Below are 18,018 nucleotides of genomic sequence, written 5' to 3'. Positions count from 1 at the left end.
GACCGGGCCCCGTTCGTCACAGGGTCACGCGGATCCCGACCGTCCCGTCCGACCCGCGGCGCAGCCTGCTGCCGAGGAGCGTGAGGCGGCCGAGGATGCCGTACTTCCGGGCCAGGAGCTTCCGGTAACGGGCGGTGGTCGCCGCGTCGCAGATCTCCGCCGTGGCCGGGACCTGGTCGCCGGTCGGGTTGCCCCGCAGGTCGCAGGGCCCGACGAGGACGTCCGCGCGGGCCCGGATCCGCTTCACCTTCCAGGAGTCGGCGGCCGACCACGCACCGAGCGCGTCCCCGTCGCGGACCACCCACACGGGGGTGGCGACCGGGGTGCCGTTCTTGCGATAGCTGGTGAGCAGCAGGTACTTGCCCGCGCCGAGCCGCTCCAGCGGCGTGCCGTCCATGACAGAAGTCTAGGCCGACACCTCCGCTGCGCCAGGGCGCGTTACCCGCTGCCGGTCCCCGATGCGTGGGGTTCAGGCCAACACGGCCCTGCGCGTGGCTGGTTGAGGCGCCTCGGGTGGAACCGGCGACACAGGATCACCGGCTGTCGTGAACGCGCCCGGCCCCGGCCGCGTATGCAAGGAGGGCACTCAACGACCGGAGGGCCCCGCGGTGCACACACCGCTTGTTCGGCTTCGGGAGCCATGCATGAGGCACGCACGACGACGGGTCGTCCGGCGAGTGACACGGCTGGCGGCAGTCGGCGGACTCCTCCTGGGAGGTGTGATGGTCACACGGGCCGTCGCGAGCGAGACTCCCGCCACCACCGCCGTACCGCACACCTACGCCGTCAAGGCGGGGCAGACGGGTGCGGATCTGGTGGCACGGCTCGGCTCCGCCCGTACGGCCGGCACCTGGATCGGCGCCGACGGCAAGCCGGTCGTCGCGGTCACCGACGAGCAGGCGGCCGCCGAGGTGCGCAAGGCGGGGGCCAAGGCGAAGGTCGTCGGACACAGCATGGACGAGCTGAAGTCGGCGGCGAAGACGCTGCGTTCCGCGCCCCGGGTGGCCGGGACCGCCTGGTCCATGGACTACCGGACCAACGAGGTGGTCGTGCAGGGCGACAGCACCGTCTCGGCGTCCGAGTGGGCCGCCATGACGAAGGTCGCGGACGGCATCGGCGGCTTCGTCCGCATGGAGCGCACCGAGGGCACCTTCACCCCCCGCCTGAACGGGGCGCAGCCGATCCTGTCGACCGGCGGACGCTGTTCGGCGGGCTTCAACGTGACCAACGGCCAGAGCGACTTCATCCTCACCGCCGGGCACTGCGGCCCCACCGGCTCGACCTGGTTCGCGGACACCGGGGGCACCAACCAGCTGGGCAGGACCGTGTCCCAGAGCTTCCCGGGCAACGACTACTCCCTGGTCCAGTACGCCGACGGGAAGGCGGGCGACGGGGCCGGTGTGGTGTTCATCGGCAACGGCAAGGGTGTGCAGATCACCGGCGCCGGCGATCCGGCCATCGGGCAGCGGGTGTTCCGCAGCGGCAGCACGAGCGGACTGCGCGACGGCCAGGTGACGGGGGTCAACTCGACGGTGAACTACCCGGAGGGCACGGTCACCGGGCTGATCGAGACGAATGTGTGCGCCGAGCCCGGGGACAGCGGCGGGCCGATGTTCTCCGAGGGGATCGCGCTCGGCATCACCTCCGGTGGCAGCGGCGACTGCACCCAGGGCGGTACGACGTTCTTCCAGCCGGTGACGAAGGCGCTCTCGGATCTGGGCATGCGGTTGATCGTGTCGAACCCGGCCGCCGCCGGCGGGCCCTCTCCCGCGCCGTCGGCCACCTCCGCGCAGGGCTCGATCGCTCCCGGTGCCGCTTCTCCCGGTTCCGCGGCGGCGGTGGAGGGTGCCCAGGGCACGCCCCTGCTGAGCCGGCTCACGGACACCCGGAACGTCGGGCCCGGTCTGCTGGTCGTCGGGGGGAGTCTGATCGCGCTGGTGGCGGCCCGGTACATCCGCTCGGAACAGGACCGCAAGGCGTATCAGCGGTACTACTCGACGACCTGGGGCTGAGTCCCGCTTCGACGAGCACCGCCCGAACGGCTCGAACGGGCGGCAGGCGAACCCGCCGAGGATGCCGGGCCGCAGCGGGCAGCATCACAGGCCATGGCCCGCCGGAGGCACCGGCCTCGGCGGGGGCGATGCACGGGAGCGCGACGCCGGCACCGGCCGGCGGGTCCGTCGGGGACTCCGGTCACCGAGGAGCACTCCGCACACCCACTCCGACAAAGGTGACGTGGGCGCGGCGGGACAACGGACCGCTGAGGCCGGTGCGAGGAGAGGGGCCGCCCCGTCAGGGGTGGCCGGGGGCGGGCGGTGCTGCCCCGCGGGGTTCGCCGGGGTCAGGCCGCCCGGACCGGCTGCGGAGCGGCGGCGGCCCACTCCAGGACGAGGCGCTGATACTCCTCGCGCTGCTCGCCGCTCAGTGTCCCGCCCGCCCGGCGCCACAGGGCCCGGATCTCCTCGTTGACCTCGTCGGCCGATCGATCGGTCACGGGTTCAACAGTGGTGGACATGGTGTGAAGCATACGGCTCCGGACGTGAAGGCGCCGTGAGTAATCACACCAGAAAAGGGCATAACGGACCGTGTTACTGATCACGTCCAACTGTCAAGGGGTGTGGCCCGGTTCACACTTCGGCCACACCCAGGACCAGCACCTGGATCGCCAGTACGGCGGCCCCGCGGGCCCAGTCGTGAAAGTCGGACACCCTGGTCTCCAGGTCGATCGGGGCGGCCAGGGGGTGACGGTGGGAGCGGATCGCGTCCTCGACGGCCTTGCCCGCCACGTCCATCAGCCCGACACCCTCTCCGGCGAGCATGATCTTCTGGGGCATGGCGAAGTTGGCGATCTGGGCGACCAGGACACCGAGGGCGCGCCCGGCCTCCTCGATGACCCGGGCGGGCATGGGGTCGCCGGCCGCGGCGAGGGCGAGGATCTCCTCGTAGCCGTGGTCGCGGCCGGTGGCGGCCTGCACCTGGTAGCGGATGTTGGGGATGGTGAGCAGGGAGACGGCGCTGCCGCGGTTGCCGTCGGGCGTGAGGGGCCCGTTGGGGTCGATGATCCAGTGCCGTCCGAAGCCCCGGTCCTCCTCGGCGTAGGGGACGCGCCGGCCGCCCAGGACCAGGCCGTACCCGATGCCGGCGCCGATGGTGAGGACGACGAAGCGGTCGAGGCCGCGCCCCGCCCCGAACCATGTCTCGGCCTCGACGAGGGCGGCGACGTCGTTCTCGACGACCACGGGCAACCCCGTGCGCTCCTCGACGAGTTCACCGAGGGGGACGTCGCGCCAGTGCAGGAACGGTGACTCGCCGACGACGGCACGCTCCTGGACGAAGCCGCCGACGCCGATGCCGATGCCGGCGAGCCGCGGGTACGCGCGGGCCAGTTCGGCGGTCATCTCCGCCAGGAGGTCGGCGACCCGGTCGGGGTCGTGGCTGGCGAGGGGCCGGTCGTGGCGGGCGACGATCTCGCTCCTGAGGGTGGTGACGACGCCGTAGACCATGTCCTCGGTGATCTTGAAACCGATGAAGGAGCGGGACTCGGCGACCACGTCGAGCGGTTGCGAGGGGCGCCCCTGACGCACCTCGGCCGGGGCACCCGCCTCGGGGACCTCGACCAGCAGGCCGGACTCGATGAGCGGTTTGGTCAGCCGGGTGAGGCTGCCGGCGGACAGGTCGAGACGGCGGGCGAGTTCGGTGCGCGACAGCGGGCCGTGGACGAGCACCTCGATCGCCACCGAGCGCTCACCGGCGCTCAGGGGTAGCCAGCTGGCGGCAACTGCGGTCATGAAGGTCAGACTCCCACATGATTTCTTTCGCCATAAAAGCAACGTGACCATGTTAAGGGGTCGATGGCGGCCCTGAAAAGAAGTTTGCAGCCCTCTTGACGCCTTGATTCTTCCACGGCAAAAGTAAGTGGCCGAGGACGAGCCACCGCAGACGAGGGAGTCTCCCGATGACCATCGCCTCCAGCAGCCCTCCGTCGCGTCTGCCGCTCGGCGACGCCGAGGGGGTACGGACCACACCGGGCACGGACCGGGGCACAGGCGGGTCGAAGGGGGGCGACGGGCGCCTGGCCGCGGTGTTCATCGCTCCGGCCCTGGTGGGTTTCGTGGTCTTCCTGCTCTGGCCGACGCTGCGGGGCATCTATCTGAGCTTCACCCGCTTCAATCTGCTGACGCCGGCGGAGTGGGTGGGCTTCGCCAACTACGACCGGATGTTCCACGACCCGATCTTCTGGGACTCGCTCAAGGTCACCGTCGAGTACGTGGCCATCAACATCGGCGTCCAGACGGTCTCGGCCCTCGGCATCGCCGTCCTGCTGCAGCGTCTGACGCAGTCGGCGGTGCTGCGCGGGATCGTGCTCACGCCGTATCTGATGTCGAACGTGGTCGCGGGCCTGGTCTGGCTGTGGATCCTCGACAACCAGCTCGGCATCGGCAACGAGATCATCGCCGGGCTCGGCTTCGACCGCATCCCCTTCCTCGCCGACGAGACCTGGGCGATCCCGACGATCGCCCTCATCAACGTCTGGCGGCACGTCGGCTACACCGCGCTGCTGCTGTTCGCGGGACTCATGGCCATCCCGAACGACATGTACGAGGCGGCGAAGGTGGACGGCGCGAGCGAGTGGCGGATGTTCTGGCGGATCACGATGCCGTTGCTGCGTCCGGTCCTGGCGGTCGTCCTGATCATGACGGTGATCGGCTCCTTCCAGGTGTTCGACACGGTCGCCGTGACGACGGCGGGCGGTCCGGCGAACGCGACCAACGTGCTCCAGTTCTACATCTACCAATCGGCCTTCGGGCGCTTCCAGTTCGGCTACGCGTCCGCGATGTCCGTCGCCCTCCTGGTCGTGCTGAGCGCGATCACCGTCCTGCAGTACCGGCTCACCCGGGCCGGCCAGACCGATCTCGGCTGACCCGGAAGGAGTCGACATGGCTGCCGTGACCACCACCACGACGACACGCGTACGGCCCACCGGGCGCCGTCCCCTCTCCCTGGGCCGGATCCTGGCCTGGGCGGCGATGGGTGCGATCGTGCTCGTGACCCTGCTCCCGTTCTACTGGATCCTGCGCACCGCGCTGTCCACCAACTCCGGGCTCGCCGGCCACGCCTCCGACCCGCTGCCGGTGGACCCGACCGGCACCGGATTCGCCCGCGCGCTGGGCCTGGAGTCCACGAAGGACGCGATCGCGCAGGGCGGTGCGGGCGGCGGGCTGAAGTTCTGGCGCTATCTGCTCAACTCGGTGATCGTCTCGACCCTGGTGACCGTCTGCCAGATCTTCTTCTCCGCGATGGCCGCGTACGCCTTCGCCCGGCTGCGCTGGCGGGGCCGCGACCAGGTGTTCGCACTGTTCCTGGCAGGGCTGATGGTGCCGACCATCTTCACCCTGCTGCCGAACTTCGTGCTCATCAAGGAACTCGGCCTGATCGACAACCTGCTGGGCATCGCGCTGCCGACGATGTTCATGACGCCGTTCGCGGTCTTCTTCCTCCGGCAGTTCTTCATGAACGTGCCCCGCGAGGTCGAGGAGGCGGCCCTGCTGGACGGTGCCGGGAAGGTGCGGATCTTCTTCCGGGTGCTGCTGCCGATGGCGTCCACGCCGGTGCTCACCCTGGCCGTGCTGACGTACATCACGTCCTGGAACGACTACTTCTGGCCGCTGATGGTGTCCTACAGCGACAACTCACGCGTCCTGACCGTCGCTCTGGCCATCTTCCGGGCCCAGACCCCGCAGTCGGGTGTCGACTGGTCGGGCCTCATGGCGGCGACGCTCATCGCCGCGCTGCCGATGCTGGTGCTGTTCGGGTGCTTCGCGCGCCGCATCGTGTCCACCATCAGCTTCACCGGGATCAAGTGAGGGACTTCTGATGCGACTTCGTACGCTGACCGCGGTGGCCGGCGCACTCGCCCTGTGTCTGTCGGGGTGCGCGCAGAGCGGCTCCGCCGGGTCCGCCTCGCACACGGTGACGTACTGGCTGTGGGACTCCAACCAGCAGCCCGCCTACCAGGCCTGCGCCAGGGAGTTCGAGAAGCGGAACCCCGGACTGCGCGTCAAGATCACCCAGTTGGGCTGGGACGACTACTGGACCAAGCTGACCGCGAGCTTCATCGCGGGCACCGAGCCGGACGTGTTCACCGACCACATCCAGAAGTTCGGCCAGTTCGCCGACCTGAAGGTCCTCGAACCGCTCGACGACCTGGGCATCGACGACTCCGCCTACCAGCCCGGCCTGGCGGCCAACTGGATGGGCCAGGACGGCCACCGCTACGGCGCCCCGAAGGACTGGGACACCGTCGCCCTCTTCTACAACAAGAAGATGACCGACGCGGCCGGGCTCACGGTGGCGCAGCTGAACGACCTGTCGTGGAACCCGAAGGACGGCGGCAGCTTCGAGAAGGCCATCGCTCATCTCACCGTCGACAGGAACGGCAAACGCGGCGACGAGCCCGGCTTCGACAAGAACAACGTCAAGGTCTACGGCCTGGCCACCAACGGCGGCGGGGACGGCGACGGCCAGACCCAGTGGAGCAACTTCACCGCCTCCACCGGCTGGAACTACACCGACAAGGCACGGTGGGGCACCAGGTACCAGTACGACAGCCCCGCCTTCCAGTCGGCGATCAAGTGGTACTTCGGGCTGGCGAAGAAGGGCTACATGGCGCCCTTCACCGACTACAACTCCCAGTCCAACCAGGCCAACACCCAGGTCTCGGCCGGCAAGGCGGCGACCGCCTTCGACGGAGCCTGGATGATCTCGACGTACGCCGGGTTCAAGGGCCTCGACATGCGCACCGCGGTCACTCCCGAGGGCCCCACCGGCAAGCGCGCGACCATGATGAACGGTCTCGCCGACTCCATCACCAAGAACGCCCGCAACAAGGAGGGCGCCCGCAAGTGGGTGAAGTACCTGTCGTCGAACGAGTGCCAGAGGACGGTCGGCGGTTACGGCATCGTCTTCCCCGCCACACCTGACGGCACCGCCGCCGCCGTGGCCGCCTACCGGAAGAAGGGCATCGACGTCACGGCCTTCACCGAGCCGGTCGCCGACAAGAAGGACTTCAGGACCTTCTCCTACCCCATCACCAACTACGCCGCGGACGTGTACGCGTTGATGCACCCCGCCATGCAGGACATCTTCGGCAACGGCAAGTCGGTGACGAGCCTCGACCGGACCAACGACCAGATCAACCTGATCCTCTCGCAGTGATCCCGCGACCAGTGAAGGGCACGCACTCCATGACGTTCTCCCTCGGCATCGTCGGCGCCGGCCAGTTCTCCGGCCAGTTCGCCACGCTGTTCCAGGCCCACCCCGGTGTCGGCGACGTCTACGTCACCGACCTGCTGCCCGAACGGGCCGAGCAGCTCGCCTCGGCGCAGGGCCTGGCGGGCACCTTCCCCACGTACGAGGCCATGCTGGAGTCGAAGGAGGTCGACGCGGTCGCGATCTTCACTCAGCGCTGGACGCACGGCCCTCTGGTGCTCCAGGGCCTGAACGCCGGCAAGCACGTGTACTCCGCGGTGCCCATGGCCATCACCACCGAGGAGATCTCGGCGATCATCGACGCGGTCCGGGCGACCGGGCTGACGTACATGATGGGTGAGACCAGCCAGTACAACCCGGCCACCGTGCACGCCCGCAACCAGATCGCCGAGGGCGCCTTCGGGCGGCTCTTCTACGCCGAGGGCGACTACGTCCACGACATGGATCTGGGCTTCTACGAGGCGTACCAGTACAGCGGCGGCGAGCGATGGAAGGAGACCGCCAGCTATCCCCCGCTGCTCTATCCCACCCACTCGGTGGGCGGGGTGCTGGGCGCCTGGCAGACGCACGCGGTGAGCGTGTCGGCCATCGGTGTGGTCGACGACCGCGGGGACGGCGTGTTCGACAAGGACGTCAGCCAGTTCGGCAACGACTTCTCCAACGCGACCGCGCTGTTCGAGGTGGCGGGTGGCGGTTCGTTCCGCACGAACGAGTTCCGGCGGGTGGGCTACCCCTCCCACATCCGGGAGTCACGTTTCCGGTTCTTCGGGACGGAGGCGAGCATGGAACAGCTCGCGACCGTCGCGCTGTGGCAGGACAAGAAGGGCGTCAAGGACATCAGCGAACTGCTGGAGCCCAAGCCCACCATGTCTCCTGACGACCCGTCACTCCAGCACATCGCGCCGGAGCTGCGGGCCGCCTTCACCTCCGGCTCGGCGCCGGTGCACGACCGGGCGCGGCTGCCGCGGTCGTTCGACAACCTGCACAACGGCCACGAGGGCAGCCACCACTTCCTGGTGGACGACTTCGTGACCGCGGTCAACACCCGCACCCTGCCGACGGTCAACGCCTGGGTGGCGGCCCGCTACACCCTGCCCGGCATCGTCGCGCACGACTCCGCGCGACAGGGCGGGGCCAGGCTGGAGATCCCGGACTTCGGGGACGCGCCCGACGCGTGAGCGTGCCGTCGCGCCGGGCGCCCGAGGACTCAGGTGCCCGGCTTGCGGCCGTACACGAAGACGTCGTCGCCCTTCTTCAGCAGCGACCAGTACTTCTTGGCGTCCTTGGGCGTCATGTTGGTGCAGCCGTGGGAGCCCGGCGGGTTCCACATGCTGAGGTTCACCGAGTGGAAGGCCTGGCCGCCGTCGAAGAACTGGCTGTAGGGCATCGGCACGTTGTAGATCGACGAGACGTGGTCGATGTCCCGCCAGTAGATCTTCTTCAGCCCTGTGCGGGTCTCGTAGCCGTTGCGGCCGGTGCGGACCGGGACGGGGCCGTAGACGAGGCGGTCGCCGTCCTGGATCCAGCTCAGCTGGAGGGTGAGGTTCACGCAGGCGATGCGGCCCTTGTTCGTCGGGCACTTGCCGTCCCGGTTGGGGTTGCTGCCGACGGCCTTCTGCTTGTTCATCAGGTCCATCACGCCCCAGGTGACGGATCCCGCGTAGCCGATGTTCGGTGTGATGCCGTGCTTGGTCTGGAAGGCCTTGATCGCCTTGCAGTCGGCGGTGGACTGCCGTCCGTCGACCGGACGGCCGAGGAACTTCTCCACCTTCTTCTGGTACGGCCCCGCCTGCGTGGTGCAGCTCGCCGCCTGCGCGGGCGCGGCGCCCAGCGCGATGGTCAGCGGTGCGACGAGTCCGGTGATCCCGAGTGCGACGGCACCCCGTCTGCGTATGTCCCCCATGGCCCTGTCCCCTTCATACGTTTGTACCGTCCTGCGATCTCTGCCATCTAGACAGGTGTCCGCCCTCGTTCGTTGTACTGCGACGTGCCCTGGGACCGAACGGTGACAATTGTCGAGCCGGTGAAACAGGAGCCTTCCTGCGGGCAAGGACGTGCTCCTCACGGCAAGGCCATAGAGTAATGCGCCATGCGAAGCCTCGTCCGGCTGCCGAAGGCTCACCTCCATCTGCATCTCGAGGGCGCGATGCGCCCGTCCACGCTCGCGGAACTGGCCGGCGAGCGGGGTCTGCGTCCACCGGCGGTGGGCGCCGGCTTCGCGTCGTTCGAGGACTTCGGGCCCTTGTACGGTGCCGCTGCGCAGCTGGTGCGTGAAGGGCCGCGGGAAAATCTTCTGCGGCTGGTGCGCGAGGTGGTCGAGGACGCCGCCGCGGACGGGGCGGTGTGGATCGAACCGCACGTGAACCCGCTGACCTACGAGGCTGATCCGGGGGCGGCACTCGACGTCCTGGACGCGGTGCTCGACGAGGGGTGCCGTACCGCTGACAGGCTGGGCATCGGCTTCGGCGTCATGGTGTTCGCCCGGCGCAACGCGGATCCCTCGGAGGGTGTCGCGGCCGCTCGACTCGCGGCCCGGCGCGCCGACAAGGGGGTGGTCGCCTTCGGCCTGGCCGGCGACGAAGCCCGGTATCCCCCGGAGCCGTTTGCCGAGGCATTCGCCATCGCCCGTGACGCCGGACTGATCTCCGCCCCGCACGCAGGGGAATTCGCCGGTCCGGCCGGCGTGAGCGCCGCACTCGACGCGCTCGGCGCGCAACGCATCGCACACGGTGTACGGGCAGTCGAGGACCCCTCGCTGCTCGCCCGCCTGGCTGCGGAAGGCGTGGTCCTCGACGTCTGCCCCACCTCCAACGTCGCCCTCGGAGTCGTGGAATCCCTCTCCGCCCATCCCCTTCCGAAGCTGCTGCACGCCGGCGTCCGCTGCACCCTCAACGCCGACGACCCTCTCCTGTTCGGCTCCGGCCTGCTGGACGAGTACACGGCAGCCCGCACGACTCTCGCCCTCGGCGACGACCGACTCGCCGCGATCGCCCGTACCTCGATCGAGTCCTCCGGCGCCCCTCGCACCCTCAAGGACAAGGCCGTCGCACTCGTCGCCGACTGGCTGGACACCCTCTAGTCGGCCGTCTGCCCGCCCCTGCCGGGGTGGAGAGCCGTGTGGAAGCCGGTGTTGACCGCGGTGAGGCCGCCGTCGACGACCAGCGTGGTGCCGGTGATCCACGCCGCGTCGCGGGAGGCGAGGAAGGCGACCGCGGCGGCGATGTCCTCGGGCTCGCCGACCCGGCCCAGGGGGTACAGCCGACGCAGCTCCGAGAGCTCCGCCTCGCGCCCTTCCCAGGCGGAGGTGCGGACCGTCCCGGGGATCACCAGGTTGACGCGGACCCCGCGGGCCGCCGCGTGCCCGGCGAGAGTGCGGGTCAGGGAGCCGAGGCCCGCCTTGGCGGCGCTGTAGGCATGGTTCCCGAAGTCCTGGAGCCCGTTGACCGAGCCGATGTTGACGATCGCGCCGCGCCCCGAGGCGACCAGGTGCGGGAGCGCCGCCCGCGAGCAGCGGTACGGCCCGCTCAGCGTGATGTCCAGGTCCCGTGCCCACTCCTCGTCGGAGTCGTCCTCGAAGAGCGGGGTCTCCGGGGTGCACCGCGCGGCGCAGTTGACCAGGACGTCGAGGGTCCCGAACGCCGCCACGGTGTGGGCGACGGCCGCCTCGACGGCCGTACGGTCCGCCACGTCGCACTGCCACGCCTGTGCGGTGAAGCCCTGTTCACGCAGGCGCGCCGCCGTCTCCTCGACCACGTGCCCGTCGCGGTCGGTCAGCACCACCCGCGCCCCCTCCTCGGCGAGCCGGCGGGCCGCCGCCGCGCCGATCCCGCGGGCGGCGCCCGTGACCAGGGCCGTGTGTCCCTCGAAGCGCTTGGTGTGGGTCATGGGCCGAAGATAGCCCCTCGGTGATCAACAGGGCAGATACCGTGCGTCCATGTCGGCGTTCATACAACAACTCCCCGCGCTCATCGGCGTCGTGATCGGCGCACTCGGCTCGTACGTGGCGGTCGTGCGCAGCGACCGCGCGCGCTTCCACCGTGAACAGGCGGCCCGTTGGGAGGAACGGCGGCTGGCGGTGTACTCCGACTACGCGCGGACGCTGAAGAAGACGATCACTCTCGCGTGCCGGGTGGCGTCCCACTTCGGCAACGACCCCCATCCGCATCCGCTGACCCCTCAGGAGGCCGCGCCCCTGCTGGCGGAGTCCACGCTCGCCCGGGACCCGGACGGGGAGGCCCTGCTACTGCTGGGGAGCCCGGAGGTGGTGGAGAAGGCGCGGGTGTGGGTCACGGTGGTGCTGGAGATGGAGCAGTTCCTGCGCGACGAAAGGCGCGATCCGGCGGCCTGGCGGACACTGCTGGAACGGCACCGCAACGGGCGCGACGGCTACTACGCGGCCGTACGCGACGACCTGGCGCTGCCACCGGGCCTCGCGGTGCGATGGCAGCTGCCTCCGTTGCGGCCGTCCTGACCTAGCGGTAGCCCGACGTGTCGGCCGGCTTTCCCGCGTCCTGGACCTCGACCATGTAGCGCCAGGCGTCGGGGCGGCTGCCGTCGAGGTCCGTGAAGCCGTACGTCCGGGCGAGCGAGCCGCTGTCGAGGGACTGGCCGTTCCAGCGGGACACGTCGGGGTCGGCTGCCAGTGCGGCGACGGCACGGCCCACGTAGCGGGGGGTCTCCGAGATCGCGAAGTGGGGGACGCGGTCGAGGGCGTCGCGCCAGTTGTCCTCCCGCACCCCGAAGTGGTCGAGCATCATCTCCGAGCGCAGCCAGCCCGGGGTGAGCGCGACGGCGGTCGCGCCGCGCGGGCCGACCTCGTGTCCCAGGGCGAAGGCCATGCGGACGACGGCCGTCTTGGCGAGGTCGTAGAAGAAGGACACGCGGTAGTTCTCGCGGTTGTAGGCGTCGGTTCCGTCGGTCATCTCGACCACGAGGCCGCCGGGCCTGCGCAGCAGCAGGGGCAGGGCGTGGTGGCTGGTGATCGCGTGTGTGTCGATCGCGAGCCTGAGCAGCCGCAGACCGTTGTCGAGGTCGTGCTCCCACACCGGGCTGTCCCACGCGAAGAGGTGTTCGCCGCCCCAGATGTCGTTGACGAGGATGTCGAGGCGGTCCTGCTCGCCTGCGATGCGGTCGACGAGCGCGCGGACCTGCGCGGGGTCCAGGTGGTCGGTGGGTACGGCGATGCCGTGGCCCCCGGCCGCCGTGACGAGGTCGGCGGTGTCCTCGACGGTCTCCGGGCGGTCGTACTCGGAGCGGCGGGCGCGGGTACTGCGTCCGGTGACGTAGACGGTCGCTCCCGCCGCCCCGAGCTCCACGGCGATCCCGCGCCCGGCCCCCCGTGTGGCCCCGGCGACCAGTGCGACCTTGCCTTCCAGCGGCTGTGACATGTCCGACCTCCCGTTGTTGCCCGATGTCTCTTCGAGCATGGCCGGGAAGCCGGACAGCCTCTGTCGTGATTTACGGGAAGTCACCCGGCCGCGCGCAGTTTCTCGTCCAGGGTGTCCAGATCCGGCAGGAACCAGATGTGGCCGCCCTGGTTCGTCTCGTGGACGAAGTCCCTGAGGGCCGTGCTGTCGTCGAGGTGGCGGGTGACGTCACCGACGACCGCCAGCCGGACCCGGTAGGTCACGAACTTCTGCATCACCGCGCCCGCGACACCCGACCGCAGCCGGAAGAACTCCTCGGCGACCCGGGCCACGGGTACGGCGACCACCTGGGCGTCACGGCCCATCGCGTCGCCGATCAGGTCGAGGGCCGCCCGCTCGCCGTCCAGCGGCGGTCCGTCGGGGGCGCAGTGCAGGACGTTCAGACCGTTCAGGTGCACGACGTCGTCAGTGGCCACGGTCGATCCATTCCTGCAGGTGCGGGGCCTCGGCGCCGATCGTCGTCGGGTCGCCGTGACCGGTGAGGACCTTCGTCTCGGGCGGCAGGGCGAGGAGCCGGTCCCGGATCGAGTCGATGATCGTCGGGAAGTGGGACCAGGAGCGGCCGGTGGCGCCCGGGCCGCCCTGGAACAGGGTGTCGCCGGTGAAGACGGTGCCGAGGCCGGGGTCGTAGAGGCAGACCGCGCCCGGTGCGTGGCCGGGGGTGTGCAGCACCTGGAGGTCGATGCCCTCGGCCTCGATGACCTGGCCGTCGCGCAGATGGGCGTCCGGGTCGCGGTCGGGGTGGGTCTGCTTCCACAGCGGCAGGTCGTCGGGGTGCAGCCAGATGGTGGCGCCGGTGCGGTCGGCGAGGGCCGGGGCGGCGTCGATGTGGTCGTTGTGGGCGTGGGTGCAGACGATCGCGGTCAGCCTGCGGTCCCCCACGGCCTCGAGGATGGCGTCGGCGTCGTGGGCGGCGTCGATGACGACGACCTCGTGGTCGTCACCGACGATCCAGACGTTGTTGTCGACGTCCCAGGTGCCGCCGTCGAGGCTGAACTGTCCTGAGGTGACGAGGCGTTCGATGCGGGCGGCCATCAGAGCACCACCACCGAGCGCAGGACGTCGCCGTGGTGCATGCGCTCGAACGCCTTCTCCACCTCGTCGAGTTGGATGGTCTCGGTCACGAACGCCTCCAGGTCCAGGCGGCCTTGCAGATGCAGGTCGATCAGCATGGGGAAGTCACGGGAGGGCAGGCAGTCGCCGTACCAGGACGACTTGAGCGAGCCACCGCGCCCGAAGACGTCGAGGAGCGGCAGCTCCAGCTTCATCTCGGGGGTGGGCACGCCGACGAGGACGACGGTGCCTGCGAGGTCGCGGGCGTAGAACGCCTGCTTGTACGTCTCCGGGCGGCCGACGGCCTCGATGACGACGTCGGCGCCGAAGCCGCCGGTCAGCTCACGGATCGCCTCGACCGGGTCGGCGTCCTTCGAGTTGACGGTGTGGGTCGCGCCCATCGTGCGGGCCTTCTCCAGCTTGCGGTCGTCGATGTCGACGGCGATGATCCTCGCCGCGCCCGCGAGGTTCGAGCCGGCGATCGCCGCGTCGCCGACGCCGCCGCAGCCGATCACGGCGACGGTGTCGCCCCGGCCGACGTTCCCCGTGTTGATCGCGGCACCGATGCCGGCCATCACCCCGCAGCCCAGCAGGCCCGCGACCGCGGCCGAGACCGACGGGTCGACCTTGGTGCACTGTCCGGCGGCGACCAGCGTCTTCTCGGCGAAGGCGCCGATGCCCAGGGCGGGCGAGAGCTCGGTGCCGTCGGTGAGGGTCATCCTCTGCTTCGCGTTGTGGGTGTTGAAGCAGTACCAGGGCCGCCCGCGCAGGCAGGCCCGGCAGTTGCCGCACACGGCACGCCAGTTGAGGATCACGAAGTCGCCGGGCGCGACATCGGTCACCCCCTCGCCGACCGCCTCCACCACTCCGGCGGCCTCGTGGCCGAGCAGGAACGGGAACTCGTCGTTGATGCCGCCCTGCTTGTAGTGCAGGTCGGTGTGGCAGACCCCGCAGGCCTGCACCTGTACGACGGCCTCCCCCGGTCCGGGGTCCGGCACGACGATCGTCTCCACCCGCACCGGCTCGTCCTTGCCGGGTGCGATCACCCCGCGTACCTCCTGCGCCATGGCCCTGACCCCTTCGTTCGCCCGGTGTACGTCCCTTCGACCCTACGCGTGACTGATCGGTAACGGCACCGATTCCGGCCCGCGCACCCCCCTCACGGAGCACGGCCCGGGCCCCCTGGACCGGCACCTCGGCTGCGGCTGCTGCACGCCGGGCCGAGGCCGCCCACCGGCTCGTCCGGCTGGGTCCGGCTCTCCCCGCCGTCCGGCGTCCAGGGGGGAGGGGCCGTCCTCGCGCCGTGCGCCCCATGGGCGGTCCGGGGGCCGCCGGATCCACCTGCCGGGCGCGGGCGAGGTGCTCGCGGGAATGCCGGACGGCTGTCTGCCTCCGGAGCCGGTCCGGCCGCCGGTCGTCCGCGCCCCCGGAACCGGCGGGCACCCCGGGAGAGCGCCGACGTAGCCTGGGGGCTCCGCATGCCGTAGGGCCGGAAGGAGTGCCGTGGGCACCACCGAGACCGAGACCGGCCCGCCGACCTGGCGGCTGCTCCTCGGATACGTACGGCCGCACCGGTGGACCCTGCTGGCGGGTGCCGTGCTCTCGCTCCTGACGGGTGCCACCGGTCTGCTGCTGCCGCTGGTGGCCCGTGAGTTGATCGACGACCTGTCCCACGACCGCACGATCACCGGCGCGTTGTTCGTCATGTCGGGGCTGGTGATCGCCAACGCGGCGCTCGGCGGGCTGGGTTCGTACGTGCTGCGGCGCACCGCGGAGTCGGTGGTGCTGGGGGCCCGGCGCGCGCTGTCGTCGTATCTGCTGCGGCTGCGCATCACGGCCGTGGACCGCACCGAGCCGGGTGACCTGATGGCCCGGATCACCTCGGACACCACCCTGCTGCGGGAGGTCACCACCGACTCGCTCGTGGGCCTCGGGACGGGCGGGCTCACGCTGGTCGCCACCGTGGTGATGATGGGGCTGGTCGATCCGGTGCTGCTGGGCGTCACGCTGGCCGTGATCCTGGCCGCGGGCACGGTCCTCGGTGTGATCGTGCCGCGGATCAACCGGGCGAGCCGGCAGGCCCAGGACGCCGTCGGCGTGATGGGCGCCTCGCTGGAGCGCATCCTCGGCGCGCTGCGCACGGTCAAGGCGTCCGGCGCCGAGCACCGGGAGGAGCGGACGCTGCACGCGGCGGCCGAGGAGTCGTGGCGGCAGAGCGTACGGGCGGCCAAGTGGTCGGCGGCGGCGGGCAACACGGCGGGGCTGGCGATGCAGATCGCGTTCATCACGGTGCTCGCGGTGGGCGGGGCGCGGGTCGCCACCGGCGCCATCGACGTCGGAACGCTGGTGGCGTTCCTGCTGTACGTCTTCTATCTGATGTCGCCGATCCAGCAGGTCGTCGGGGCGATCACGCAGTACCAGACGGGCGCCGCGGCTCTCGCCCGCATCCAGGAGGCGCTACGGCTGCCCGCCGAACCGGCCGCTCTGCCCGCGCCGTTGCCCACCGACGGGGCCGCGCCGGCTTCCGTCGCCTTCGCGGACGTCCGGTTCCGGTATGCCGACGACCTGCCGTACGTCCATCACGGGGTGACGTTCGAGGTGCCCGCACGAGGGATGACGGCGTTCGTCGGGCCGTCCGGGGCGGGGAAGACCACGGTGTTCTCGCTGATCGAGCGGTTCTACGATCCCGAGGCCGGGGTCGTGACCCTGGACGGGCGGGACCTCGCGGAGTGGGAGCTGCCGCAGCTGCGGTCCGCGATCGGGTACGTGGAACAGGACGCGCCCGTGCTGTCGGGGTCGCTTCGGGAGAACCTGCTGCTCGGGAACCCGGAGGCCGACGAGGACGCGGTGAACCGGGTCCTGAAGACGACCCGGCTCGACGCTCTGGTGGCCAAGCTGCCCGGTGGGCTGGAGACGCTGGTCGGGCATCGGGGGACCAAGCTGTCCGGTGGGGAGCGGCAGCGGGTGGCGATCGCCAGGGCGCTGCTGCGGCGGCCCCGGTTGCTGCTGCTGGACGAGGCGACGTCCCAGCTGGACGCGGTGAACGAGGCGGCGCTGCGGGACACGGTGGCGGATGTGGCGCGCACGACGACGGTGCTGGTCGTCGCGCACCGGCTGTCCACGGTGACGATGGCCGACCGGATCGTGGTCATGGACGCGGGACGGGTGCGGGCGGTGGGGACGCACGGGGAACTGGTCGCGGGGGATCCTCTGTACGCGGAGCTCGCGGCGACGCAGTTCCTCGCCACGCAGGGATGATGCCGTCGCTCGCGGTGGCATTGAGGCCGACCGCGCGGGCACTGTCAGCCGGCCAGTCTCCGGAGACGCTCCGTGTCCCCGGTACGCGGGCACGTCACGCATGCCTGTGCCGGGCGGATCGCGTAGAACATGCAGCAGCCCGTGCGGGTGCGGGTGGTGTGGTGGTTGCCGTTCCCGTCCGGCAGTCGCCGGAAGTCCGCTCCGCTCGGGTAAGGGGCCAGGGCGATGGGCAGCACCTCGGAGGCCGCCGTGACCGCCGCCGTCTCCTCGCCGAGCATGCGGCCCAGGTACCAGATGCCGGACACCAGGTCGTCGCCGACCATGCCCCACAGTGCCCGTGAGCGGCGGCGGGCGACAGGGGCGATCGCGGCGAGCAGCGGGCGCATGTGCTCGGCGACCGCGCTGCGCAACCTGTCCCGCAGCGCGGCCTCCTGAGGGAGTGTCAGCACTCCGGGGACCGGGGCCAGTCGGTCGCCGGTCAGGCAGGCGAGTTCGGAGCTCGGGGTGATGGCGTACGTCCCCTCGGCGAGGTCGAGACGCAGGTCCTCGGGGCGGATCCGGGGCACCCTGCGGTCGAGGTACCAGGCCCCGCCCATCAGGACGCCGACCGTCCAGGCGTAGTCGTGCAGGGCCCGGGACGCGGCGACGTCCGGGCGTACGCGCACCCCGTAGCGCTCGTGAATCCTCTCCGACTCCGCGGCGACGTACGCGTGCAGCACGTCCGCGTCCGTCGCCAGCTCCGCGGCCGTCACGCCCGCGCCCGGGGTCTCCTCGACCCGGACCGTCAGCGCCTCGCAGGCGCCGGCCAGGCGTCGGTAGACGTCGCCGAGCGCCTGCGCGACCGCGCTGTCCGGCGACGTCTTCAGGCCCGGGGGCATCGGCACTCCCTCACAGGGGATTCACAGGAGGTCAAACAGGTAAGGCTCACCTTACTCATATGATCAAGTCCGGAGTGATCGAGGTGTTCCCACGTCAAAGCCTTCGCACAGGCGGTTGAAAAGTAAAGCAAGGC

General features: G+C 70.6%; 18 protein-coding genes. 8 read left to right on the top strand and 10 right to left on the bottom strand.

Annotation, left to right across the window (positions count from 1 at the left end; all coding sequences use genetic code 11):
* Positions 1–16: 16 nt before the first annotated feature.
* Complete coding sequence (locus IOD14_RS17640) at positions 17–397, bottom strand: PPOX class F420-dependent oxidoreductase (RefSeq protein ID WP_123993517.1); 381 nt, start codon at positions 395–397, stop codon at positions 17–19.
* A gap of 247 nt (positions 398–644) precedes the next feature.
* Between IOD14_RS17640 and IOD14_RS17635 the strand changes: the two genes are divergently transcribed.
* The gene (locus IOD14_RS17635) at positions 645–2,012 is read left to right on the top strand and encodes a S1 family peptidase (RefSeq protein ID WP_212670734.1); all 1,368 of its coding nucleotides are present in this window, start codon (positions 645–647) and stop codon (positions 2,010–2,012) included.
* 329 nt (positions 2,013–2,341) lie between these two features.
* Here IOD14_RS17635 and IOD14_RS17630 read toward each other — a convergent pair whose 3' ends face one another.
* Positions 2,342–2,527: a hypothetical protein gene (locus IOD14_RS17630; RefSeq protein ID WP_007386663.1), complete on the bottom strand. Its 186-nt coding sequence runs from the start codon at positions 2,525–2,527 to the stop codon at positions 2,342–2,344.
* 100 nt (positions 2,528–2,627) lie between these two features.
* Complete coding sequence (locus IOD14_RS17625; protein ID WP_212670733.1) at positions 2,628–3,788, bottom strand: ROK family transcriptional regulator; 1,161 nt, start codon at positions 3,786–3,788, stop codon at positions 2,628–2,630.
* Positions 3,789–3,955: 167 nt separating this feature from the next.
* On the opposite strand from IOD14_RS17625, the gene IOD14_RS17620 reads away from it, so the two are divergent.
* Genes IOD14_RS17620 through IOD14_RS17605 form a run of 4 tightly spaced genes read left to right on the top strand, consistent with a single transcriptional unit; the run spans position 3,956 to position 8,447 of the window.
* Positions 3,956–4,921 (top strand): sugar ABC transporter permease, encoded by a 966-nt coding sequence (locus tag IOD14_RS17620; RefSeq protein ID WP_212670732.1) that lies wholly within the window; start codon positions 3,956–3,958, stop codon positions 4,919–4,921.
* A gap of 16 nt (positions 4,922–4,937) precedes the next feature.
* Complete coding sequence (locus IOD14_RS17615; protein ID WP_212670731.1) at positions 4,938–5,864, top strand: carbohydrate ABC transporter permease; 927 nt, start codon at positions 4,938–4,940, stop codon at positions 5,862–5,864.
* Between the two features lie 10 nt (positions 5,865–5,874).
* On the top strand, positions 5,875–7,215 hold the full coding sequence (locus IOD14_RS17610; protein ID WP_212670730.1) for a sugar ABC transporter substrate-binding protein: 1,341 nt from the start codon (positions 5,875–5,877) through the stop codon (positions 7,213–7,215).
* 29 nt (positions 7,216–7,244) lie between these two features.
* A complete protein-coding gene (locus IOD14_RS17605; protein WP_123994842.1) occupies positions 7,245–8,447 on the top strand; it encodes a Gfo/Idh/MocA family oxidoreductase in 1,203 nt (400 codons plus the stop codon).
* A gap of 29 nt (positions 8,448–8,476) precedes the next feature.
* Here the strand turns inward: IOD14_RS17605 and IOD14_RS17600 are convergent, their stop codons facing one another.
* Positions 8,477–9,172 (bottom strand): L,D-transpeptidase family protein, encoded by a 696-nt coding sequence (locus tag IOD14_RS17600; protein ID WP_123993523.1) that lies wholly within the window; start codon positions 9,170–9,172, stop codon positions 8,477–8,479.
* Between the two features lie 186 nt (positions 9,173–9,358).
* On the opposite strand from IOD14_RS17600, the gene add reads away from it, so the two are divergent.
* On the top strand, positions 9,359–10,348 hold the full coding sequence (gene add / locus IOD14_RS17595; RefSeq protein ID WP_123993524.1) for an adenosine deaminase: 990 nt from the start codon (positions 9,359–9,361) through the stop codon (positions 10,346–10,348).
* On the opposite strand, the gene IOD14_RS17590 is transcribed toward add, so the two are convergent.
* Entirely contained in the window at positions 10,345–11,154 is an 810-nt protein-coding gene (locus IOD14_RS17590; RefSeq protein ID WP_212670729.1) for an SDR family NAD(P)-dependent oxidoreductase, read from the bottom strand. The genes add and IOD14_RS17590 overlap by 4 nt on opposite strands.
* A gap of 49 nt (positions 11,155–11,203) precedes the next feature.
* Here IOD14_RS17590 and IOD14_RS17585 point away from each other — a divergent pair, with 49 nt between their 5' ends.
* Positions 11,204–11,740, top strand: a complete 537-nt coding sequence (locus IOD14_RS17585; RefSeq protein WP_212670728.1) for a hypothetical protein — start codon at positions 11,204–11,206, stop codon at positions 11,738–11,740.
* A gap of 1 nt (position 11,741) precedes the next feature.
* Here IOD14_RS17585 and IOD14_RS17580 read toward each other — a convergent pair whose 3' ends face one another.
* The 4 genes from IOD14_RS17580 to IOD14_RS17565 form a co-directional block, all read right to left on the bottom strand.
* The gene (locus IOD14_RS17580; protein ID WP_123993527.1) at positions 11,742–12,656 is read right to left on the bottom strand and encodes an SDR family oxidoreductase; all 915 of its coding nucleotides are present in this window, start codon (positions 12,654–12,656) and stop codon (positions 11,742–11,744) included.
* A gap of 80 nt (positions 12,657–12,736) precedes the next feature.
* On the bottom strand, positions 12,737–13,111 hold the full coding sequence (locus IOD14_RS17575) for a DUF4180 domain-containing protein (protein ID WP_123993528.1): 375 nt from the start codon (positions 13,109–13,111) through the stop codon (positions 12,737–12,739).
* The gene (locus IOD14_RS17570; protein WP_212670727.1) at positions 13,101–13,730 is read right to left on the bottom strand and encodes an MBL fold metallo-hydrolase; all 630 of its coding nucleotides are present in this window, start codon (positions 13,728–13,730) and stop codon (positions 13,101–13,103) included. Before IOD14_RS17570 ends, IOD14_RS17575 begins: the two co-directional genes overlap by 11 nt.
* Complete coding sequence (locus IOD14_RS17565; protein WP_212670726.1) at positions 13,730–14,815, bottom strand: S-(hydroxymethyl)mycothiol dehydrogenase; 1,086 nt, start codon at positions 14,813–14,815, stop codon at positions 13,730–13,732. Before IOD14_RS17565 ends, IOD14_RS17570 begins: the two co-directional genes overlap by 1 nt.
* 436 nt (positions 14,816–15,251) lie before the next feature.
* On the opposite strand from IOD14_RS17565, the gene IOD14_RS17560 reads away from it, so the two are divergent.
* On the top strand, positions 15,252–17,006 hold the full coding sequence (locus IOD14_RS17560) for an ABC transporter ATP-binding protein (protein WP_123993531.1): 1,755 nt from the start codon (positions 15,252–15,254) through the stop codon (positions 17,004–17,006).
* A gap of 44 nt (positions 17,007–17,050) precedes the next feature.
* Here the strand turns inward: IOD14_RS17560 and IOD14_RS17555 are convergent, their stop codons facing one another.
* Complete coding sequence (locus tag IOD14_RS17555; protein ID WP_212670725.1) at positions 17,051–17,884, bottom strand: (2Fe-2S)-binding protein; 834 nt, start codon at positions 17,882–17,884, stop codon at positions 17,051–17,053.
* Positions 17,885–18,018 lie beyond the last annotated feature (134 nt).

Source organism: Streptomyces sp. A2-16 (genome assembly GCF_018128905.1).
Lineage (GTDB): Bacteria > Actinomycetota > Actinomycetes > Streptomycetales > Streptomycetaceae > Streptomyces.
The sequence above is the reverse complement of the archived record's forward strand: the minus strand, read 5'-3'. Positions and strand labels throughout refer to the sequence as shown.